Annotated in this window: 16 protein-coding genes and 1 rRNA gene; 6 read left to right on the forward strand and 11 right to left on the reverse strand. The window is 61.2% G+C overall.

Features of this window, described 5'->3' with window-relative positions; all coding sequences use genetic code 11:
• Positions 1 to 168 precede the first annotated feature (168 nt).
• Positions 169 to 284, forward strand: a 5S ribosomal RNA gene (gene rrf / locus E4P01_RS23580).
• 218 nt (positions 285 to 502) lie between these two features.
• Positions 503 to 2,395, forward strand: a complete 1,893-nt coding sequence (mrdA, locus tag E4P01_RS23585) for a penicillin-binding protein 2 (protein WP_078820812.1) — start codon at positions 503 to 505, stop codon at positions 2,393 to 2,395.
• A 1-nt stretch (position 2,396) separates the two neighbouring features.
• Here the strand turns inward: mrdA and E4P01_RS23590 are convergent, their stop codons facing one another.
• Complete coding sequence (locus E4P01_RS23590; protein ID WP_078820813.1) at positions 2,397 to 2,798, reverse strand: GFA family protein; 402 nt, start codon at positions 2,796 to 2,798, stop codon at positions 2,397 to 2,399.
• 99 nt (positions 2,799 to 2,897) lie between these two features.
• On the opposite strand from E4P01_RS23590, the gene E4P01_RS23595 reads away from it, so the two are divergent.
• On the forward strand, positions 2,898 to 3,365 hold the full coding sequence (locus E4P01_RS23595) for an SRPBCC family protein (protein WP_003190189.1): 468 nt from the start codon (positions 2,898 to 2,900) through the stop codon (positions 3,363 to 3,365).
• 43 nt (positions 3,366 to 3,408) lie between these two features.
• Here E4P01_RS23595 and E4P01_RS23600 read toward each other — a convergent pair whose 3' ends face one another.
• The gene (locus tag E4P01_RS23600; protein WP_216091004.1) at positions 3,409 to 5,622 is read right to left on the reverse strand and encodes a TonB-dependent siderophore receptor; all 2,214 of its coding nucleotides are present in this window, start codon (positions 5,620 to 5,622) and stop codon (positions 3,409 to 3,411) included.
• 212 nt (positions 5,623 to 5,834) lie between these two features.
• Between E4P01_RS23600 and E4P01_RS23605 the strand changes: the two genes are divergently transcribed.
• The 3 genes from E4P01_RS23605 to E4P01_RS23615 all read left to right on the forward strand — a co-directional run bounded on the left by E4P01_RS23605 (position 5,835) and on the right by E4P01_RS23615 (position 9,599).
• Complete coding sequence (locus tag E4P01_RS23605; RefSeq protein ID WP_078820815.1) at positions 5,835 to 8,192, forward strand: DNA polymerase II; 2,358 nt, start codon at positions 5,835 to 5,837, stop codon at positions 8,190 to 8,192.
• A 49-nt stretch (positions 8,193 to 8,241) separates the two neighbouring features.
• Positions 8,242 to 8,874, forward strand: coding sequence for a glutathione S-transferase (locus tag E4P01_RS23610; protein WP_078820816.1), 633 nt, complete (start codon positions 8,242 to 8,244; stop codon positions 8,872 to 8,874).
• 152 nt (positions 8,875 to 9,026) lie between these two features.
• Positions 9,027 to 9,599 carry a DUF4174 domain-containing protein gene (locus tag E4P01_RS23615; RefSeq protein ID WP_032876911.1) on the forward strand — a complete coding sequence of 191 codons (573 nt, stop codon included), beginning with the start codon at positions 9,027 to 9,029 and terminating at the stop codon, positions 9,597 to 9,599.
• A 59-nt stretch (positions 9,600 to 9,658) separates the two neighbouring features.
• Here the strand turns inward: E4P01_RS23615 and E4P01_RS23620 are convergent, their stop codons facing one another.
• The 9 genes from E4P01_RS23620 to E4P01_RS23660 all read right to left on the reverse strand — a co-directional run bounded on the left by E4P01_RS23620 (position 9,659) and on the right by E4P01_RS23660 (position 21,012).
• On the reverse strand, positions 9,659 to 11,065 hold the full coding sequence (locus E4P01_RS23620) for a lipid II flippase MurJ (protein WP_216091005.1): 1,407 nt from the start codon (positions 11,063 to 11,065) through the stop codon (positions 9,659 to 9,661).
• Positions 11,065 to 11,886, reverse strand: coding sequence for an acyltransferase (locus E4P01_RS23625; RefSeq protein WP_005786788.1), 822 nt, complete (start codon positions 11,884 to 11,886; stop codon positions 11,065 to 11,067). The genes E4P01_RS23620 and E4P01_RS23625 overlap by 1 nt, the downstream gene beginning before the upstream one ends.
• Positions 11,883 to 13,286, reverse strand: a complete 1,404-nt coding sequence (locus E4P01_RS23630) for an O-antigen ligase family protein (RefSeq protein ID WP_005786790.1) — start codon at positions 13,284 to 13,286, stop codon at positions 11,883 to 11,885. The genes E4P01_RS23625 and E4P01_RS23630 overlap by 4 nt, the downstream gene beginning before the upstream one ends.
• Positions 13,286 to 14,389: a glycosyltransferase family 1 protein gene (locus tag E4P01_RS23635; RefSeq protein WP_078820818.1), complete on the reverse strand. Its 1,104-nt coding sequence runs from the start codon at positions 14,387 to 14,389 to the stop codon at positions 13,286 to 13,288. The genes E4P01_RS23630 and E4P01_RS23635 overlap by 1 nt, the downstream gene beginning before the upstream one ends.
• Positions 14,380 to 15,594, reverse strand: coding sequence for a glycosyltransferase family 4 protein (locus E4P01_RS23640; RefSeq protein ID WP_216091006.1), 1,215 nt, complete (start codon positions 15,592 to 15,594; stop codon positions 14,380 to 14,382). Before E4P01_RS23640 ends, E4P01_RS23635 begins: the two co-directional genes overlap by 10 nt.
• Before the next feature lie 22 nt (positions 15,595 to 15,616).
• Positions 15,617 to 16,957, reverse strand: coding sequence for a beta-xylosidase (locus E4P01_RS23645; RefSeq protein WP_103735419.1), 1,341 nt, complete (start codon positions 16,955 to 16,957; stop codon positions 15,617 to 15,619).
• Positions 16,954 to 18,135, reverse strand: coding sequence for a glycosyltransferase (locus E4P01_RS23650; RefSeq protein ID WP_216091007.1), 1,182 nt, complete (start codon positions 18,133 to 18,135; stop codon positions 16,954 to 16,956). Before E4P01_RS23650 ends, E4P01_RS23645 begins: the two co-directional genes overlap by 4 nt.
• Complete coding sequence (locus E4P01_RS23655; protein ID WP_216091008.1) at positions 18,135 to 20,114, reverse strand: exopolysaccharide transport family protein; 1,980 nt, start codon at positions 20,112 to 20,114, stop codon at positions 18,135 to 18,137. Before E4P01_RS23655 ends, E4P01_RS23650 begins: the two co-directional genes overlap by 1 nt.
• 70 nt (positions 20,115 to 20,184) lie before the next feature.
• Positions 20,185 to 21,012, reverse strand: coding sequence for a polysaccharide biosynthesis/export family protein (locus E4P01_RS23660; protein WP_032876894.1), 828 nt, complete (start codon positions 21,010 to 21,012; stop codon positions 20,185 to 20,187).
• Between the last annotated feature and the right edge of the window lie 5 nt (positions 21,013 to 21,017).

Here is a 21,017-nt window from a genome sequence, read left to right on the forward strand (position 1 = left end):
AACACCCAAGCAATTTGCATGCTCTGAGCTGAAAAGCGAAAGAGACCAGATTGCGGTGTGTGAAGACGAAAATGAACCGAAAGTTCGACGCTCACAAAACACCGAAAACTGTCACATACCCAATTTGCTGAAGCGAGACCAACTGGTCACGACTCAGTACCCGAATTTCTTGACGACCATAGAGCATTGGAACCACCTGATCCCATCCCGAACTCAGCAGTGAAACGATGCATCGCCGATGGTAGTGTGGGGTTTCCCCATGTGAGAGTAGGTCATCGTCAAGATTAAATTCCAGAACCCCTGTTTGCTAACGCAAACAGGGGTTTTGTTTTGGGCGGTCGAAAAGCCGGCTGCCTCTGGGACTCTCGCTTAAATAACGTGCCGTTGGGGAAATCAATGCAAAGTGTTTCTGCATTTTTGGTATGGTGCAGCACATTTTCACAAGGACTGATCGTTACCCGCAGGAGGCGGCGTCGCTAATTTCCAACGAGATGCTGTAGAAATGCCTGAGCCGATACCTATCAAAGATCACGAAAAAGAAAACCGCCTGGTCAACAAGCGCTTGCTGGCCTGTGCACTGCTGGTGGTAGGCATCACCTGTGCCCTGGTGGGGCGTATGTATTTTCTGCAAGTGGTGCAGTACGACTACCACTCCACGATCTCGGAAAACAATCGGGTTCACGTACTGCCGATCACGCCAACTCGCGGCTTGATCTATGACCGTAATGGTGTAGTCCTGGCCGACAACCGTCCGAGTTACAACCTGACCATCACCCGTGAACGCACCACCGACCTTAAGGGTGAGCTGGACGCGCTCGTCAATCTGCTGCATCTGCCTGCCGAAGACCGAGCCATGTTCGATAAGGCGCTTAAGCAGGCTCGTCACCCGTTTGTTCCGGTCACGCTGTTCTATGAGTTGAACGAAGAACAGATCGCCGTTTTGGCCGTCAACGAGTTCCGTCTTCCAGGGGTAGACGTCGAGCCCCAATTCGTCCGCCACTACCCGCTGGGTGCGCACTTTGCCCACTCCATCGGCTACGTCGGCCGCATCAATGAGAAAGAATCCAAGACCCTTGATTCCGTGGAGTACCGCGGTACCCAATCCATCGGTAAAACCGGGATCGAGCGTTTTTACGAGGCCGAGCTGCACGGCCATGTCGGTTATGAAGAGGTCGAGACCAACGCCCAGGGGCGCGTCCTACGCGTGCTCAAGCACACCGATCCGATCCCTGGCAAAAACATCGTCCTGAGCCTCGACGTCAAGCTTCAGGAAGCCGCCGAAGAAGCCCTGGGCGACCGGCGTGGTTCGGTCGTGGCTCTGGACCCGCAAACCGGTGAAGTACTGGCCATGGTCAGCAAACCGAGTTTCGATCCGAACCTGTTCGTCACCGGCATCAGCTTCAAGGAATACGCCGCGCTGCACGATTCCATTGATCGGCCGCTGTTCAACCGCGTGCTACGTGGGCTCTATGCGCCGGGTTCAACCATTAAGCCGGAAGTTGCTATCGCGGGTCTCGACAGTGGCGTTGTCACCCCGCAAACCCGGGTGTTTGACCCCGGCTATTACCAGTTGCCGGACTTTGACCACAAATACCGCAATTGGAACCACAGTGGCGACGGTTGGGTAGACATGGACGCCGCCATCATGCGTTCCAACGACACTTACTTCTACGACCTGGCCCACAAGCTAGGCATCGATCGCCTGCACGACTACCTCGCCGAGTTCGGCCTTGGTCAGAAGGTGTCCCTGGACATGTTCGAAGAGTCCGCAGGTCTGATGCCCTCTCAGGCCTGGAAGCGTGCGACCCGTCGCCAGCCCTGGTTCCCAGGCGAAACCGTGATCCTTGGCATCGGCCAGGGCTATATGCAAGTGACACCACTGCAACTGGCCCAAGCCACTGCATTGATCGCCAATAAAGGCATCTGGAACCGTCCGCACCTGGCCAAGACCATCAACGGCGTGCCTCCGGTGGATGAGAACCCGATGCCCAACGTGGTCTTAAAAGACCCGCGTGATTGGGAGCAGGTCAACCATGGTATGCAATTGGTGATGCACGACCCACGCGGTATCGCCCGGGCGGCAGCGCAAGGCGCCCAATACCGCATCGCCGGCAAGAGCGGCACTGCCCAGGTAGTGGCGATCAAGCAGGGTGAGCGCTACAACCGCAACAAGACGCTGGAGCGTCATCGCGATAACGCCTTGTTCGTCGGTTTTGCGCCGGCCGAACATCCGAAAATCGTGATTTCCGTCATGATTGAAAACGGCGAGGCCGGAGGCCGTGTGGCTGGGCCGGTTGTGCGGCAGATCATGGATGCCTGGTTGCTTGACCAGGAAGGTCATCTCAAGCCGCAGTATGCGACGCCAGCCAAAGCGCCAGGCGACCCACGCGTCTGACTCAGGCCCGCCACTCGTCCCAGCGCTCTAAGCCTTCATAGGCCAGCCATGGCACCTCATGGGCCATCCAGATATGCGAGGTGGGCCTGACGCCGGGATCATCGTCCAGCGTCGCCACCCGCACGATCACGTGGGGCTGATGCCCCCGTTCGGCAATCAGATGTGAGCCGCAGCGCGAGCAGAAGCGTCGGAGTTTCCCCGGCGAGGATTCAAAGGATGCCAAAAGCTCTTCACCGTGCGTCCAGCGAAAATGCTCGCGCATCACCCCGGCAGTGGCAACAAACGCAGCTGCGTGTGCTTTGCGACAGCTGTCGCAATGGCAGTGGCTGATGGGCATGTCCAGGCTGTCCACCTGATAGCGCACACTTTTGCACAAGCAACTTCCATTCAATGGGTCAGTCATAACCTATGGCCAGGTCAAGGAGGGGGTCATCATCATCGCGCACAACGCAAGGTTGCGCATTGGTCGATGTCGCCTACTGTTCAAAGAAGGAGGTGACTCATGCACGTATTAGATCGAATCGAACGCAAAGTCCTGCTCAATGCATCGCGTAAACAGGTTTGGGAGGCTCTCACGGATGCCGAGCAATTTGGCAGCTGGTTCGGTATCGCGCTCAAGGGCAAAACCTTTGTAGCCGGGCAAACTATCGAAGCGCCAATTACTTACCCAGGCTACGAACATGTAGTCTGGAAGGCCAGGATCGAACGCGTCCTGCCGCAAACCCTGTTCTCTTTCTGGTGGCACCCCTTCGCGGTAGAGGAGGGCGTCGACTACGACAACGAAACACCGACCCTGGTGGAGTTCACCATCGAGGATCGCGCCCCCGGCATCCTGCTGCGGGTTGTCGAATCCGGTTTCGACCAGGTTCCCGAGGCGCGGCGCCAGAAGGCGTTCAAGATGAACTCCCGTGGTTGGGATGAGCAGATGGGCAATATCGAAACCTATCTGAGCGAAACCCGACCAGTATGATGGTGGGCAAGGGGGCAGATCAGCCCCCCAACGTAATCACGTTCTAGAAATCAATCGACGCCGACAACTTCGCCACTCGCGGATCCCCCTGGCTCAGGAACCCGCCCTGGGCCGACTCCCAGTATTTCTCGTTGGCGACGTTCTCTACCGTGGCACCCAATGTCACCTCGCGCTTGTCCACGGCGAAGGTGTAGCGCGCACCCACGTCGAAGCGGTTCCAGGCCGGCAGGCTCAGGTTGTTGGCCGCGTCGGCGTACTGCCCGCCGGTGCGCAGCATACGCCCGCTGAGGCTTACGCCTTGCAGGCCGGGCACATCCCAATCCACCCCGGCGTTGAGCTGGAATGACGGTACGCCAATGGCACGGTTGCCGTCGTTGGCGCCGTTGAGGGTGCCCTTGAGTTCGGTTTTCATCAGGGTCACCCCGCCCAGCAAGCGCAGGCCGCTGACCGGTTCGCCGAATACGTTGAGCTCGACGCCCTTGTTGATCTGCTGACCTTCCCGCACGTAGCGGGCGGTGGTGGCGTCGATGGCCTCGGCATAACCCGCGCCGGGCTGCTCGATACGATATACACCCAGGGTCGCGCCATAGGTGCCCATGTCCACTTTGACACCCGCTTCGATCTGCTTGGACCGGGCAGGCGCATAAGCTTGCCCGCCACCGATGACCGTCAGGTTGCCTGATTTGAGCGGCGACGTCGGGCCCTGAGCCAGGCCTTCAATGCGGTTGGCATACAGAGATACGTGCTCCCACGGTTTGAACACAATGCCGTAGACCGGTGTGGTGATCGATTCGTCATAGTTGGCGGTGCGGGTACCGCTCATGTAGTTGTAACTCTGCACCACCATCTGCTGGCGACGTGCACCAACGGTCACTAACAGGCGGTCATCGAAGAACCCCAAGGTGTCGGATACCGCGACGCTACGCACGAATGTCTTGTCGGTGATGGTCGGATCGCTGAAGTCGGTACCTGGGGTATTGCGTGGGCTGTTGAGGGCCGGCGGCGCGCCGGTCACGGGGTTGTAGATATTGGTCGGGGTTTTTGCGCTGGCGAATACATAGGCGTTGCGCGCCTCGGTCCAGATGCCTGCCAGGCCGAAGTTGAGCCGATGGCTCACCGGGCCGGTGTGGAACTTGCCATTGAGGCCACCCATGGCACTGGTATTGTTTTCTTCGTGGGCGATAGTCGAGCCGCTGGCGCTGGCATTGCCGAGATTATCGCTCAAGGTCACCGACGAGTAGCGCCCCATTTCACGGCTGTGCTTGGCACCGGTTGCCGCGTAGGCGGTCCAGTTTTCATTCAGGTCATATTCGGCGCGCAGCATCCCCAAGGTGTCTTCAAGGTTGGTACTGCTCCAGCTTGGCGCGTAGTTGGTGTCTGCCGACGGCGCATCCGGCACCTGGGTGATGGTGCCAAGGAACACCGAGTTACGCCCACCGTTGATACGCTGCTTCTGATACACAAAATCACCGGACAGCCGCAAAGCATCGCCGCGGTAATCAAGGCCGACGGCAAACAGCTTCGAACGCTGGTTTTCATCATCAATCCCGGTATCGCCTTCGCGCTGGGACAGGTTGACCCGTGCGCCAAACCGGTTGTCTTCGCCGAAGCGCTGGCCAATATCCAAGTGTTCGCCAATCCGACCATCGCTGCTGATATCAGTGCTGAAACGGCGCAGCGGAACATCATCGGCACGCTTGGGTTGCAGGTTCACACCGCCACCAATACCCGAACCGGTGGGCGTGACGCCATTGATGAAAGCATTGGGGCCCTTGAACACTTCCACTCGCTCCAGGGCATCGGTGGAGATGATCTGGCGGGGTAGGACGCCGTACAAACCGTTATAGGAAATGTCGTCACCATTCAACGGCAAGCCACGAATCATGAACGTCTGGGACTGGTTCGCATACCCTGAGGCCTGGCGCACAGAAGAGTCATTGAGCAACACGTCGCCGACGGTTTCCGCCTGCTGGTCGCGAATCAGCTTTTCGGTGTAGGAGGAAATGCTGAAGGGCACATCCATGATGTCCTGGTTGCCCAGCACACCCAATTGGCCGCCGCGTGCAACCTGGCCACCTGCAAACTCAGGGGGCAGCGCTGTGGGCGCCAGGGCTTGGACATTGATGTTGGTGGCGCCCAGTTCCAATACGTTGTCTGAGGCCGCTGGGGTTGCCGCCTGTGCAGCAAGGCTCACGGAGCAACAAAGGGCGAGCAGGGCCGGGCGAAATGGCGCAGCGAAAAGATTGCAGAGGGGCATGGTCGATCCAGACGGCTAACTTATGAGGAAGGGGGCAGCGACGTTGCGCTTCCTCACTGCGCGGATACGACTCCGACGCAAATGATAGTGATTGTTATTAATGTCCTGCAACAAATTTATGCGATTGCGCTCTGCGTGCGCGTTAACCTGCCGCGTTTGTACAGATGCCGAGTAGAATCACGCCCTGAAAGCGATTCCTGAGGTGCGGTACGGTGGATTTACAGCAGGGTTTTGTCCTGACCCGGCATTGGCGCGATACCCCGTTAGGCACGGAGGTCAGTTTCTGGCTGGCCACCGACCACGGGCCTCGGTGTATTCGCCTACCCGTGCAAACCTCGGTGATGTTCATCCCCGAAGTCCATCGCAAGCCGCTCGATTGGCTGCTCAAGGGCGAGCGCGATCTGGAGTTGCGTGCGCTGCAACTGTGCGACTTCCACCATCGCCCGGTCCTGGGCCTTTATGCCCGCCAGCACCGCCAATTGATGGACATCGAAAAGCGCCTGCGCAGCGCCGGGGTCGATGTCTACGAAGGCGACGTGCGACCGCCCGAGCGTTACATGATGGAGCGTTTTATCACTGCCCCCGTATGGTTCGGCGGCACGCCCGACGCGAACGGCACCTTGCTCGACGCGCAGATGAAGCCCGCGCCCGACTACCGCCCGCGCTTGAAGTTGGTGTCCCTGGACATCGAAACCACCGCCCAGGGCGATCTGTATTCCATCGCGCTGGAAGGCTGCGGCGAGCGCCAGGTGTATATGCTCGGCCCGCCAAACAAAACCGATGCCGTGGACTTCAAGCTCGACTACTGCGACACCCGTGCGCAACTGCTCGAACGCCTCAACCAATGGCTGGCCACCTTTGATCCCGATGCGATCATCGGCTGGAATGTGGTGCAGTTCGACCTGCGCGTCCTGCATGAGCACGCCCAACGTCTGAACGTGCCGCTGTTGCTGGGGCGTGGCGGTGAAGCCATGACCTGGCGCGAGCACGGCAGCCGCAATCACTACTTCGCGGCAGCGGCGGGGCGCTTGATCATCGACGGGATCGAAGCGCTGCGCTCGGCGACCTGGAGCTTTGAATCCTTCAGCCTGGAAAACGTCGCACAAACCCTGCTCGGCGAAGGCAAGGACATTTCCACCCCGTACCAGCGCATGGACGAAATCAACCGCATGTTCGCCGAGGACAAGCCCGCCTTGGCGCGCTACAACCTCAAGGACTGTGAGCTGGTCACACGGATTTTTGAAAAGACCGAGTTACTCAAGTTCTTGCTGGAGCGTGCCAGCGTCACTGGCTTGCCGGCCGATCGTAACGGCGGTTCGGTCGCCGCCTTCACCCACTTGTACCTGCCGTTGATGCATCGCCAGGGTTTCGTCGCGCCGAACCTGGGCGACAAACCGCCCCAGGCCAGCCCTGGCGGGTTTGTCATGGACTCACGCCCGGGCCTCTACGAATCGGTGCTGGTGCTGGACTACAAAAGCCTTTACCCATCGATCATCCGCAGCTTCCTGATCGACCCGGTGGGCTTGATCGAAGGCCTCAAGCATCCCGACGACAGCGACTCGGTAGAGGGCTTTCGCGGCGCACGTTTCTCCCGCACCCGGCACTGCCTGCCGTCCATCGTCACTCGCGTATCCGAAGGTCGTGAAGAGGCCAAGCGCGAGCACAACGCGCCGCTGTCCCAAGCCTTGAAAATCATCATGAATGCCTTCTACGGCGTGCTCGGCTCCAGTGGCTGTCGGTTTTTCGATACGCGGTTGGCGTCGTCGATCACCCTGCGGGGGCACCAGATCATGCGCCAGACCCGCGAGCTGGTGGAGGCCCAGGGTTATGAAGTGATCTACGGCGACACCGACTCCACCTTCGTCTGGCTCGGCAGCGCCCATTCTCCGCAGGATGCCAATCGCATCGGCCTGGCGCTGGTGCAGCACGTCAATGATTGGTGGCGCGCCCACCTGAGCACCGAGTACGGCCTGCAAAGTGCTTTGGAGCTGCAATACGAAACCCACTTCAGCCGCTTCCTGATGCCGACCATCCGTGGCGCGGAGGAGGGCAGCAAGAAGCGCTACGCCGGTTTGGTGGTGCGCGACGATGGCAGCGAAGAGATGGTCTACAAAGGCCTGGAAACCGTGCGCAGCGATTGGTCGCCTCTGGCCCGGCAATTTCAGCAGGAACTCTACCGGCGCATCTTCCATCGCCAGCCCCATCAGGATTACATACGCGATTACGTGCGCCGTACCCTGAGCGGCGAGTTCGACGAGTTGCTGATCTACCGCAAGCGCCTGCGCCGCCCCTTGCACGACTACGAACGCAATGTCCCGCCCCATGTGCGCGCGGCACGTTTGGCCGACGAGTACAACGACCGCCTGGGGCGCCCGCGCCAGTACCAGCGCGGTGGCTGGATCAGCTACGTGATCAGCGTCAACGGCCCCGAACCCTTGGAAGTGCGGCAAGCGCCCGTCGACTACGACCACTATGTGACCCGGCAATTGCAGCCCGTTGCCGACGCGATCCTGCCGTTTGTGAATGATGACTTCGGTACCCTGGTGGGCGGGCAGATGGGGCTATTCTAGGCAATGGACCACACTGTCCCTATCGCCCATCGCTCAGGAGGCAACGCCCATGTACACACTTTATGGCACCGACGAATCCGGTTCCTGCATGATCGAAATCGCCCTGCAGCGCTGCGCCGTGCCGTGGCATCGCGTGGACGCCAGCTCCTGGCAGGACGGCGAGGGCAGTGACGCTCTTGCACGTATCAATCCACTCAAGCAGATCCCCACCCTGGTCACCCCCAATGGCCAAGTGTTGACCGAAAGCGCCGCTATCCTGATCCACCTGGGCCTGGAGTACCCCAAGGCCGAGTTGCTGGCCGGCGATCGTGCGCAGATCCTGCGCGGCTTGCTGTACATCGCCGCCAATTGCTATTCGGCGATCGGCATCATCGACTACCCGCAACGCTGGTTGGGTAATGCCGATGAGGCGCAGCAAGCGCAACTGGTCAGCGGCACACGGCGCTACCTGCACCAGGCCTGGATCGTGTTTGCCGATCAGTTTGCCGACCAGCTGTTTACCCCGGGCAACGTGCCAAATGCACTGGGCATCATGGCGGCGGCGGTGTCGCGCTGGGATGACGCGCGCGAGGTGCTCGGCAACCTGGCGCCGGGCTTTGCACAGAGCCTGGAGCGGGTAGACGCCGACCCTGTCGTGGCCCCGGTTTTTGCCCGGCATTGGCCGCAGTGGAAGGTCTCGTAACCGGAAGAAACAATGACCTGGCCACTCTCCAAGCCCTTGCGTAGCGGGTGTCCTGACCTACTCTTCTCAAAGTGATGTAGGAATCATCCTTGAATTTGACTGTCGCAGACATGAAACTCAAGAACCCTGCATGGAATTCAAAGGAGGTGCGCATGCTCATCCGGTCGCTGACCCTGGCTACCTTGATGGCTTTTACGGGGCCGTTGTTGGCCGCTGATGATAATCCGCTCAAGCAGGAGTTGGGCAAGACGCGCCCGCTGGTGGTCGTGGAGCTTGATGCTGGAAACCCGACACTGGCAACGCTGAAGAAACAACTGGAAGAGGCTGCCACCAAGCAGTCCTTCGAAGAGCGCAGCATGGTGTTCTACACCGTCAAGTTCGGTAGCATTGGCGCCGAAGGGGAGAAGTTCGCCAAGGACCCAAAGGACAGCAAAAAGCTCACGCCGCCTGAAACCAACGCGCTGATCCGTGCCCTCAAGCTCGGCGTCGGCAGCGGCACCAAGGTGATCCTGATCGGCAAGGATGGCGAGAAGAAACTGGAGAAGACCGTACCGCCGGATACCCTCGACCTGAAGGAATTTTTCAGCGCCATTGACCAGATGCCGATGGCCGAGAAAGAAGCGGCTGCTCCGGTTGTGCCAGAACCTGCGCCTGCGCCTGGCAAGAACGCTACCAAAGCGGGTAAGGCAACCAAGCCGGCTGCGCCTCAACAGCTGGATGACTGAGTCCGTGCAGGAGCTGGCTTACCAGCTCCTGCGCAGGCCGTTGCGGTGGTGGCTCCAGTTCACTGTTTCCACGGCTTGAACCACCCAGCCAACCCTCCCAATACCAGGGCCGCCGTCACGGTACTCAAGCCCAGTTGCCAGCCATCGTTTTGCAGTGGATGCAAGATGACGGCTGCAGAACCCAGTAATACCGCACTCAGCCCCCATTGCAGCGGCCAGCGCAGTTGCCCAAGCAATTGCTGGCGTTGCATCAGCAGCAGGTTGGTGACGATAACCCCGCCCAACGCCGCCAGGGCGATACCCGGCAAACCCAGAAAGTACGGCAGCAGCACCAACAGCAAAGCGTTGACCCCGCTGCCCAGCAATTCGCAGCGCAAGGGCAGGCGCGTGTCGCCGCTGGCATAGGCGTAGCGGGCGAGCATAGCGTTCCAGGCGCCGAACACCAATGGCGTCGCGAACCAGGCCAGCAGGGCGGGCAGTGGGCTGTCGGCGCTTTGGGCGGGCATCAGCAGATGAATCAGCACCGGGCTGGCGCCGATCAGGCCGAGGGCGGCCGGCAGGCTGAGCAGGGTCGCAGCATCCAGGCCTCGGCGCAGCAGGGCCAGGCGCTGCTGGCCTTGTTCGCCGCTCATCATGCCCAGCAGTACCTGGTTGAGGCTCATCAGGGCGATCAAGGGCAGATTGATCAGTTTGCGTGCAAGGTTGACCCACGTGACGGCACCTTCCCCCAGGTAACTGGCGATCAAGCGTTCGAGCAGCGCCAAACCCTGGCTGGCGACATTGCTGGCCAACAATGGCCCGATGCGCCCCAACAGTTCGCGGCCCGCCAGCTTGTCGCCAGTGACTTGCCACGGCCGCCAGCCGAAAGACCAGACCGGCGCCAGCAGTGGCAGGCACATCAATACACTGCCGGCAAAAAAGCTCATGGCCAGTTCGCCGCTGTCGCTTGCGCTGCCACGGATAAACAGGTACAGCACCGGCGGCAGGTTGAACAGCAAAGAGCCCAGCCCCGGCAGCACAAAACGCTGGCGTGCCTGCAAGGGAATACTGAACAACCCATGCATCACCAGGCCCGGCGCACAGGCCGCCAGCCAGCGCAAGTTAGCGGCGGCTTCGGCATGGGCCTCGGCGTCCAGGCCGGGGCCGATCAGGCGCACCCACAGCGGCGCGCCCAGCGCCAATATGGCAAACAGGGCCAGGCCTACTCCCAGCAGGCGTGGGGAAAGACTGGCCAGCCAGGCTTGCTGGCGTTGTGGGTCGCGTTGTTGATAGAGGGGCAGGGCAGCCGCCGCAAGCAAGCCGGCGGCCAGGGTCATGCGCAACGCTTCGGGCAAAAATACCGCCACCAGAAACCCGTCGCTGCGGCTGCCCGCGCCCCAGGCCGCCACCAGCAGCCATTCGCGGGCAAAACCGGCGACCAGCCCGGCGAGGGTCGCGACGGTCAGCCAGAGCGTGCTGCCGAACATCAGTGGAACAGGGTGAACAGGCCCTTGCCACCCACCTTATAGTTCAGATCATGGCAACGTTCGCCCATGATTTTGGCCCCGGAACCGCCAATGATTTTGTAGGGGGCCACAGCCTTGGCCACCACGGTATTGGCGCTGATCACCGAACCATGACCCAGGTGCGTGCCGTAGCCGATCAACGCCCGGCTGCCGATCCACACATAGTCGTCGATGTAGATCGGCCCGGAAATCGACCAGAACTCCGGTGCCTGCAAATCATGACTGCCGGCGATGATCAGCACGTGGGAGGCAATCGCCACGTGGTTGCCGATCACCAGCCCGGCGCGGGCGTCTACCTGGCAATGCCAACCGATCACCGTATCGTCACCGACTCTCAAGTTGTGGATGCCCAACACTTCGGTGTTACGCCACAAGCTTGTGCCCTTGCCGATCTTCGCGCCGCCCAGGCGCAGCCAGGCAATGCGCACATGGTGGCTGGGGATCTTGTTGATCAAAATGTTGTAGGCCATGTCCCAGGCGTTGCGCCAGCGATCCTTGATCGTTGCCCAGTTTTTGCCATAGCGCGGCAACAGCTTGCCCGGCAGGTCCTGCTTCATACGGCGGAACAAAAGGCGGGCCACCGGGTGCTCAAGGGCGGGTTCCAGGTCGATGGAGTTTATCCAGAAGCGCTTGTTGTCGCCTTCGCCCTCTTCAAACACCACGTCGTTGGCCAGGCACCAGTCCAGCGCCTCTTCCAGGTCCGGCAGGCTCACGCCCAGTTCAGCGGCCAGTGTGGGGAGGCGATCGCGCAAATCGGTGGAGTGAATCATCCGGTGTTTCATGGTTGGTTATCCTTTGGCGCAATAGCAGCAACAGGGGCGGTAATGGAGGGGCGCAGACGCACCTGTTGCAGGCTCATGCCCATCAACAGCCAGAACAGCGCGATCAGTACAAAGGTGAAGCTGAAATAGTGGTCGAAAATCCCCGTCAACAGCGCTGCCATCACGCCGCAGATACACCCCAGCCACAGGGCGTTGTCGGCGGTGACCTTGCGCACCTGGCCCAGCGGCCGCACTTCACGCCACCACAACACCGTGACGGTGATAAACAACAGCATCCCCGGAATGCCGACCTTGTAGATGAAGTTCAGCCACAGGTTGGAGATGCCCAACAGGTTGGTGCCGGGTACGGGTGGGTCGATCTTGAAGCCGATCCCCAGGGGGTATGTCGACATGGCCTCGGGGAATCTTGCGTACTCGTCGAAGCGGATTTCGGTACTGGCGTTGGTGGACGAAAAGATAGTCAGCAAGCGCTCCTGCAACGGCGGATAGAACATCACCAGCGCAACCCCAAACGCCACGCCGATACCGATGATGCGCCCGCTGTTAGGTACGCGCTTATAGGTCAGCCAGATCAGCACCAGCGCCAGGGCCACGATGGCGCCACGGGAAATACTCAGCAGCAGGCCGGCGCAACCCAGCACCGCCACCGCCAGGCCCAGCGCCCGGCGCCAGCCGCTGCGGGTCCAGCCGTAGAACAGCGCCAGGGGGATAAACAGCACCAGCACGCCACCCGTCAGGTTTGGGTGCACCCAGGGCGAGGCCATGCGCGTGTAGTTGGCGGAAAAAATATCCTTCACCGCTTCAGGGTGGGCGTACTTGAGGTCGGTAAGCACCTCGATCATCGACATGGCGTTGCGCGTTTTCAAAAACATGAAAATCGACAGCAACAGCATCGCCAGGTTGCCCAGCAGCAGGGCGACCACCACCTTGTCGCGGTCGGCGTCGGTGCGCAGCAGCAACGGCACGATAAACAGCAACGACAGGTTCATCAGCCAGCGTACCCAGTTCACCGGTCCGTTGCCTTCGGCATGGATGATGACCATGCCCCAGATAAACGGAATAGTGCTGAACAGCATCAACCACATCAGCGCGCGCTCGGTCGGACGCCACAGGATCAAGCCGCGGGTCTTGCCGATAAACGATTGCCAGAACACCCCGACCCAGGTCAGCCCCAACACGGCTTCGCTGATGGTGGTGCGGATCCCCAGTTCCAACGTAGTGTAGGGAATGCTGGTGGCCAACACCGCGAAAATCAGCAAGCCCCACAGGGGAAAGCGGATCAGGGTCAAGGCCACACCCGCGCCGGCCACGACCAGCAAGGCCTTGATCGGCGACAGGGCCAACAGCAAAATGCCGAAGACCAGGCCCAGGAGCAGACTGATGAGTTTTCCTGGCAGCATTAGCGGTCCAATTCCTTGAGCAAAGTATCCAGGCGCGAGCGATAGGCCGGTTCGGCAAATTGCCGGGCCCAGGCGCGCTGCGTTTCGGCGTCTGCCTTGTCGCCCGCGGTTGCCAGTTGCTGCATGACGTTCTGCAATTGCCTGGCATCGTGTGGGTCGAAGCGCGGGGCGCCGGGCGGCGCGACTTCATCCAGGGCGGAACCGCGTGCCACCGCCACCGGCGTGCCGACACTCAAGGCTTCCACCACCGGCAGGCCAAAGCCTTCGGCATAAGACGGCTGCCATAGGCAGTCGGTATGACGGTAGAGGGCTTGCAGTTGGCCGTCGGATAAACCGCTGCACCAATGCAGGCCCGGCAGTTCGCCAAGGGCGGACGGTACATCGCTGGCATGGCCCACCAGCACCAGGTCCGGCACCTCAGGGTTCGCCGCACGGCAGGCCTGCCATTGGCGCAGGAAAAATGCCATGTTCTTGCGCGGCTCCCGCGTGCCCACCACCAGCCAGTAACGCGCCGGCAGGTTGTCTGGCAGCGGTTCTGGCGCTGCATTCAATTCGGGCACCAGGTTGCTCAACACCCGGAACTTGGCCCGAGCCCAGGGGAATACGCGGGCGGCTTCGTTGCAGGAAAACTGCGAAGGGCACCACACCCGGTCAGCCTGCCACACCGACCAGGCAATCGAGGCGCCGTCGATCAAGCGATAGGCCAGGGCCTTGAGCCTGGAGCGATGGAAGTTACGCTGAGTCAGCTGAAACAGGTCATGCAGCACCAGGATATAACGGGTGCCGGCGGGTTTGCGGCACAGCGGCAAGCCCATATTGGCCGTGGCGATGTGCAGGTCGATCTGTTGCTCGTGCAAGGCTCTGGGCAAAAATTTGCGCTCGAACCGCAAGCGTACCTGCGGCCGTTGCAGGCCATCCAGCGGGCTGGCCCACGGTGGGCAAATGGCGTTCTGGCGTTGCGGGTGGTCCAGGGGCGCCTCAGTGAACAGCACCACCTCGGTGTTGCCCCGCGCGCGCAGGGCATCTTCCAGCGCCAGGACCTGGCGGGCGATGCCCGACGAGGGCGCAACCGTGGCGGGGCGATAGTCCAGGGCTACGCGCATGGCTGAGACTCCTTAGAGGCGATCAAGGTGCGGTAGATGTGCTCCAGTTCGTCACCGGCCACCGCCCAGTCGTGGTAATGCCGCGCATAATCGCGTGCCGCATCGGCCAGTTGCCGGGCCAGCAGCGGCTGATCCAGCAAACGCACGATGGCATCGGCCAGGGCCTCGGCGCTTTCGCCCGCGAGGTAATGCGCCTGGGGTTGCACCGCCAAACCGGAAACACCCTGGGCCGTGCTGACCAGCGGCAAGCCGGCGGCCATTGCCTCCAGCACCTTGAGCTTGGAGCCGCCGCCATGGCGCAACGCGGCGACAAAACCGGCGCAGCGCCGTTGCAGGGCGCACAGATCAGGAACAAACCCCAGCCACTCGACACGTTCATCCGGCCAACGGTCGCGCCAGTGTTCGGGCAAGCCGTAACCGGCCACTGCCAGGCGCGCGTTCGGACACTGCAGCCAGACCCGGGGGAATATCTCCTCAAGCAACCACTGCACAGCGTCCAGGTTCGGTGCGTATTCGTAATTGCCGACAAACAACAAACGCTGGCTCTGTGCATCGGCACTGACCTGGGCGAAGGCACGGCTGTCGACGCCATTGACTACCACGCTTACCGGCGTTGCAGTCAACGGCCGCATGGCCTGGGCGTCCGCGTCGGTCACCGCGATCACATGGGCGGCGGCATCGAACGCCTTGCGTTCCCATTGCCGGCAGCGCCATTGGTCGTACTGCACGAACGGCGCAGCCCACTTGGGGAAACGGTCATAAGTGGCGCCACCCAGGCTTGATTCCAGGTTGTGCTCGGTCAGCACAAACTCGCGCTGGCGCTGCTGCAAGGTGCGCAGAAACGGTTGCAGGCTGTAGCTGTGTTCCACTTGAATCACGTCCCAGCGCTCGTTCAACAGTTGCGCAAATTGGGCTTGCAACGGTGCCGACAGGCCATTGACCGTGGTCAACAGCGGCCACGGTGCGAATACGCCCGCGAGCAGGGTCATCGGGTGTTTCAGCGGCCGGCGCGGCACCACGATCAGGCGTTCGAGCAACGGTTCAAGGGCTGCGTGCACCGCGTCATCGGCCGGTGTCTTCGATTGCGCCAGCAGCGTGATGCGATGCCCGCGCTCACTCAAGGTGCGCAGCAAATGATACTGCCGGGTCTTGCCGCCGCTGGTGGTCGGCCACGGCAGATAGGGCACAATCCATAGGATTCTCATGTACAGCTCTCCATGCCCGGGGCTACCACACCAGTATCTGCAAACTCGGCTTCACCGCTGGGCGAATACCGTTGTCGTCGTTCAGGGGCTGCCGGGCTCCGGTCAGCGGGTCCAGCAGTTCTGCGTGTTTGATGTCCGGCAGGCTGATGCTGCTGCCTTTGGCACTCCAGTACATCAACAAGTGTTTTCCGTCAGGCCGAGTCCAGGCCACGCTGTAGAAACTGTCCGGCACATCCTCAAGCTTGGGCGTGGTGCCGGGTTTAAGGGAGGGGCCGGTGATCTCGAGGAAGCGGGCGAGGGCGGTGTAGACCGGCTTGGGTTCGCCGTCCAGGTTCAGCAGGCCGTAATGCTGGTCGCGTGGCGAGGCGCGTTGGTCGAGGTCGGACAGCGCGAACAGGAAAATCTTCTGATAGTCCTGGGACGCCATCAACGCCAGGCGGCGCAAGGTGTAGTCGGCCTGCCCGTCGATACCGATCAGGTCCTGCATCTCCTTGGGGCCGGCATAGCTGGACCAGCCCCACTCGGTAGCCCATACGTTCTTGATCCCGGCGCCGTGCAGCATGGTATTGAGTTGATCGCCGCGCAGCAGCACTTCGTTCTTGCCCGGTTCATCGGTTTCCGGGGTCATCGAATAAGGGTGATAGGCCGCGACCATGCCCAGGTTTTGCACGCCCAGCGCGCCGAGCGCTTCGAACATCAGGGTTTTGCCACGCGGCGGCATTTGGCTGTAGTACGCCATGCCGCCCATGACCTGCAGTTTGCCGGGCGCAGCAATATTCAACGCCTGGTGACTGGCCAATAACAATTGCCCGTACTCCTTGGCGTTGACTTTGGGGCGCCAGTTGTTCGGCAGGTTCTGCTCGTTCCACACCTGCCAGGCATCAATATTGGGGTAGCGCTTGGCCAGGAGTGCCAGGCGCAGCGCGTAGATTTCGGGGTCCCGCGGGCGATACTGGTCCTGGAACTGCGCGCCCTTGGGGGCGGTGGTGATAAAGGGCGCCGAGCCCACCAGGTAAAACACCGAGCGGATTTTTTCAGCGCTCAGGGTGCGGTCCAGTTCATCGAAGGTGCTGAGTTGATAACCGTCTTCTGTGGGCTCCAGGCGATCCCAGTGCAGGTCGACCCGCACCCATTGCAACCCAAGTTTCTTGTATTGCTTGATCTGCTGGCGGTACTGCTCGGGCGTGAACCACAGAAAGTGCGCGTTCACGCCAAGGAAGTCCTTCCATACCACAGTGCGCTCCGGGGCCAGATTCACCGGCTGCGCATCGACTTTTTCACTCGACAGCAGGGCGCCACCCACGGCGATTGCCAGCACCAGCGGCAGATAGCGCCACATCGGGCGAACAGATGAAATATTCATCGCAACGGCTCCTCACAAGCATCCCGAAATAATTCGGCAAAACGTTGGGCCGTGGTGGCCCACTGGCGTTGGTGGCCGATTTCCGCTGCCCGGGCAGCCCATTGCCGGGCCTGCTTCGGGTCGAGGATCAAGCGGTTCAAGGCGTTGCTCAAGGAGTCGATATCGCCCTGCTGATAGGTGATGCCATTGCCGCTGGCCACCTCCTCAGCAAAGGCTCGCGCATTGGAGGTGATCACCCCGCGCCCGCAGGCATTGGCCCACGACAGCGCGCCACTGGTGCCACGCATCTGTCCCAGGAAACCGAGTTTTTTCGATTCGCGGTAGGGCAGCACCATCACATGGTGCGCCTGGATCGTAGCGGCGATCTGCGCCGATGGCAGGTCCAGCTGCCAGTCCACCACATCCTCCAGGTGCAGCGCGCTGATCTGTTGGCGCAGGCCGTCGAGGTAGTTGCCGGCCGGGTCGAAGGTCATTTCCGGGGCGGTGCCGCCGGCCAGGGTCAGGCGCACCTGGCCTCGGCATTGCGGGTGAGCGGCCAGTGACTGGGCCAGGGCCTGGAGCAGATCTTCAATGCCCTTGCCGCGATAGATAAAGCCGAAATACAACAGACGCAGCGGCGCAAGCGGCGGCAAGTCCTGGGGCGCGATGGGCAGGTTGCCGTGAGCAATCACCGCCACTTGCTGCGGGCGCAGGCCCATGCGTTGGCGCAGGCAGTCGCCTCCCAGGCGGGTGAGGGTGATCAGCCGGCGCATACCTTTGGCCAGGCGTCGTTCTTCGTGCAAGGTCAGCGGGTCGGCCAGCAGCGCCGCCGCCTGGGGCAGCGGGTGGGGCAGGCGTTCGAGCAGGGTCAAGGGGAAAAACAGCTTGGCCCGGCGCCAGATCAAGCGCTCCGGATCATGCACCGTAGCGGTCAACGGCAGTTGTGGATGTGCCCGACGCAGGTAGTCAAGCGCCTGGAACTCACCGAAGCGCCCACCTCCCAATTCGGCATGGACCAGGTCCACACCGTGCCAGTCAAAGGCTTGCAAGCGCCGCAACTGTTCAGCCAGGTCCTGGCAACCCACGAGGGGGGTCACCACTTCAAGGCCCAGTTCGATCAACGCGTTGCGCAAATGCGCGGCGTAATCGGCGATTCCGGTCTGCTCCGGTGGCAGAGGGGCCAGCAATGCAATACGCATCAGGCCGCACCGCGCCAGCTGTTGATCCGCGCCAGGACCTTGGCCGGTACTTCGAAGCGGCGGCGGTTGAGGATCATGCCGTCGACTTTGCCGAACGCGGTGGTCAGCAGCGACACCGCGTTTTCGATGGTCGGTACGGTACTGGTGCGGGCTTCGATCACCAGCACGATCTGGTCGGCACGGCGTAGCGTCAAAAAGGCCTGCGGGTTGGACGACAAGGCCGAGGCGTCCAGCAACAGCACTTCACCCGGCGTGGGCGCGTTCGCCCCGTCGACCGAGACGCGGTGGCCACGTTCTTCCAGCAGGCGCTTGAGCTGCTCGATGATAAACGTCACGCCCTCGCCATGCCGCGCCGAGGTCAGGCCCAGGGCAAAGCCTTCACTGGCGATGCGCTCCAGGGGCAGCAGGCTGTACAGGCGATAGAGGCTGGCGGTGACGGCGGCCGGCGTGGCGTCTTGCACGTCGGGGATGCTGCTCCACAGCGGCACCTGGAACATCTCCTGCAAGCGGGTGCCATCGTGGATGCGTTGGTCCAGCAGGTACAGCACATAAATGGTCAAAAAGCCCACGGCTACGCCGGCGGGAATGGCGAACAACAGAATCAGCAGGCTTTTGGGAAACACACGTGACGGGTTCAGGGTGGCGTGTTCGATCAGCGCGATGTTGCTGATCTGGCTGTTGTCCAGTTCGTGGTCGATACGCGCCTGTTCAAGATTGTCCGAGTACAAGGCGTAGCTTTTTTCGGCGGCGCGCAGTTGTTGGCTCAGCTTGTTGAGTTCCGGCTCATCGGTCATCGCCTTGTCACGCTGGTCACGCAGTTCGGCGAGGGTCTTGTCGTAGTTCTCGATCTCCCCGGCCAGTTTGCGCTCTTGCAATTGGGCGTCGATCACTTGCTGCTTGACGTTGATCACCAGGCTGTTAGGTGCGGTGTTTTGCGAGCGTTCCAGGCGCGTAGCTTCCTGAGCGCTGAGGGCTTCGATGTCGCGGATGTTCTGCTCGATCTGATTGACCTGCGGCGTGCCCGGCAGGTAGGTGCGCAACAGGCGTGCGCGTTCCACTTGCAGCGCATTGAGCTGGCGCTTGAGGTCCAGTTGGGTGGGATTGAGGCTGGTTTCGCGCATCGTCACCACGTCTGCCGGCTGGCTCTTGATCTGCTGGCTGGCGTTGGCCAGGAGGCTGCGAATGCCCGAGATCTGGTTTTGTGCGCTGACCTTGGCGTCGGTGACACGGTCGATCTGACTGGTGAGGTTCTTCAGGCGCGCATCGACACTGATCGAATCGATCTGCTTCAAACGGCCTTGCAGTTGGTCCTTCAGGCTTTGGATATTTTCCGCCACCTTGGCGCGTTCGGTTTCGTAGAAGGTATGCAGGCTCTTGCGCCCGAGAATCCGCGCACGTTCCTCAAGGTAGGCGTTGACCCATTCCTCGACGATTTTTTGCGCCACCGCCGGGTCGTCCCAGGTGAAGGAAATCTCGATCACTGAAGAACCCGGCTCGTGACCGGCTTTGAAGTTCTTCTCCAGCGAGGTCGCCAGGCGCTCCAGCGGGCTTTGCTTCTCGGCAAGGCCCACAAACTGCAGCACGCTGCGTATGCCATTGATGACTTCGCCAAGGCCCTTCTTGATGTAGAACTTGGTGACCTTCCAGAAGCCCTGCGGCGGCTCGGAGGTCATCGCCATATAGCGCTCGGCAACGATATGCACGATGGGCCGGCCCGTGAGCATTTTTTCTTCGTCGACAATCGGGTCGTGCTGGGTGCTCGGGGCAATCAGCGTCTGGCGGTTGGCGGCTTCGATCGGCAAGGTGGTGTTGTCCCGCCCCGGCTTGACCAGCAAGCGTGCGTCGGACTCGTAGCGAGCCGGCAACAGGAAGGCACCCAGCACCGCGACGACGATCGTGGTGATCACTGCCAGTTTGAATTCGCGGCGGTAGATGAAAAACAGCCGCAGCAGGTCGCGAAGAGAGCGGATTTCGATCACAGGATCACTCCATTGCATATGGGGTTTACGAAAGACGGGAACGCTTGGTTCGAGTGATACGACGCCCGCTTCATAATCCTTGGCCTGCGTTGATGGTTGGGTTGTTGTAGATGGTGTTGCCGCTGTTTTTCACGTCGCTCTTGTTCAGGTCGTAATTCAAGCCAATGCCAATGCCCTTGTTGATCGGAAACAGCTTGGTGAAGTACATATCCACGGCCTCCACCGTCGCGCCGATGCCCGACTGCGGCACGAAGATCAAATCGCCGCGCTGCAACGCCACCCGCGGGTGATTGGGGTTGGTCAACATGCTCTCCAGGCTGATGAAGTACGTCCTGTACTTGCCATCTGGCCCGGTGCGCAGCAAGGCCACGTTGGAGGCATCCGCCGAGGGCAATACACCACCGGAACTGAGCAGTGCCTGCTCGACGCTGACGTTGCCGGCCAGGTCGAAAAACGCCGGGTTAGACACCGCACCGCCGATAAACACCTTGTTGCTCGGTGCGCTGGCGATGTTCACCGTCACCGCGGGTTCGCGGTAGATGCGCTTGTACTTCTCGGTGATTTCCTTGCCCAGGTCTTCGGGCGTGCGCAGGGCGGCCTTGACCCGGCCAATATTGGGTACCGAGATCACGCCGTCGGGGCGCACGACGAATACGGTCATGTCATCGGCCGCCGCCGGTTCCTGGGCGTCGCGCACGATCCGCAGCGAGTCGCCGGTCTGGATCAGCACCTGGGGTGGTGGCAGGTCGGCCAGGGTCAGCGCCGCTTGATGGCCGGCCTTGAGCGTATTGTTGTCAGGAAGCGGCACCCGCGCAGGGGTCGAACAGCCCGCCAGCCAGATTGAGGCACTCAAGAGGCTGAGCAGGGTAAGACGGGAACGTCGGTTGGTAGTCTTCATGACGG

The sequence above is a fragment of the Pseudomonas sp. NCIMB 10586 genome (assembly GCF_023127895.1).
GTDB classification, from domain to species: Bacteria; Pseudomonadota; Gammaproteobacteria; order Pseudomonadales; family Pseudomonadaceae; genus Aquipseudomonas; species Aquipseudomonas synxantha_A.

Bases quoted from the DNA above. Each gene is read 5' to 3' on its own strand.
- mrdA (WP_078820812.1), top strand. From the start codon at position 503: ATGCCTGAGCCGATACCTATCAAAGATCACGAAAAAGAAAACCGCCTG.
- E4P01_RS23590 (WP_078820813.1), bottom strand. From the start codon at position 2,798: ATGACTGACCCATTGAATGGAAGTTGCTTGTGCAAAAGTGTGCGCTAT.
- E4P01_RS23595 (WP_003190189.1), top strand. From the start codon at position 2,898: ATGCACGTATTAGATCGAATCGAACGCAAAGTCCTGCTCAATGCATCG.
- E4P01_RS23600 (WP_216091004.1), bottom strand. From the start codon at position 5,622: ATGCCCCTCTGCAATCTTTTCGCTGCGCCATTTCGCCCGGCCCTGCTC.
- E4P01_RS23610 (WP_078820816.1), top strand. From the start codon at position 8,242: ATGTACACACTTTATGGCACCGACGAATCCGGTTCCTGCATGATCGAA.
- E4P01_RS23615 (WP_032876911.1), top strand. From the start codon at position 9,027: ATGCTCATCCGGTCGCTGACCCTGGCTACCTTGATGGCTTTTACGGGG.
- E4P01_RS23620 (WP_216091005.1), bottom strand. From the start codon at position 11,065: ATGTTCGGCAGCACGCTCTGGCTGACCGTCGCGACCCTCGCCGGGCTG.
- E4P01_RS23625 (WP_005786788.1), bottom strand. From the start codon at position 11,886: ATGAAACACCGGATGATTCACTCCACCGATTTGCGCGATCGCCTCCCC.
- E4P01_RS23630 (WP_005786790.1), bottom strand. From the start codon at position 13,286: ATGCTGCCAGGAAAACTCATCAGTCTGCTCCTGGGCCTGGTCTTCGGC.
- E4P01_RS23635 (WP_078820818.1), bottom strand. From the start codon at position 14,389: ATGCGCGTAGCCCTGGACTATCGCCCCGCCACGGTTGCGCCCTCGTCG.
- E4P01_RS23640 (WP_216091006.1), bottom strand. From the start codon at position 15,594: ATGAGAATCCTATGGATTGTGCCCTATCTGCCGTGGCCGACCACCAGC.
- E4P01_RS23645 (WP_103735419.1), bottom strand. From the start codon at position 16,957: ATGAATATTTCATCTGTTCGCCCGATGTGGCGCTATCTGCCGCTGGTG.
- E4P01_RS23650 (WP_216091007.1), bottom strand. From the start codon at position 18,135: ATGCGTATTGCATTGCTGGCCCCTCTGCCACCGGAGCAGACCGGAATC.
- E4P01_RS23660 (WP_032876894.1), bottom strand. From the start codon at position 21,012: ATGAAGACTACCAACCGACGTTCCCGTCTTACCCTGCTCAGCCTCTTG.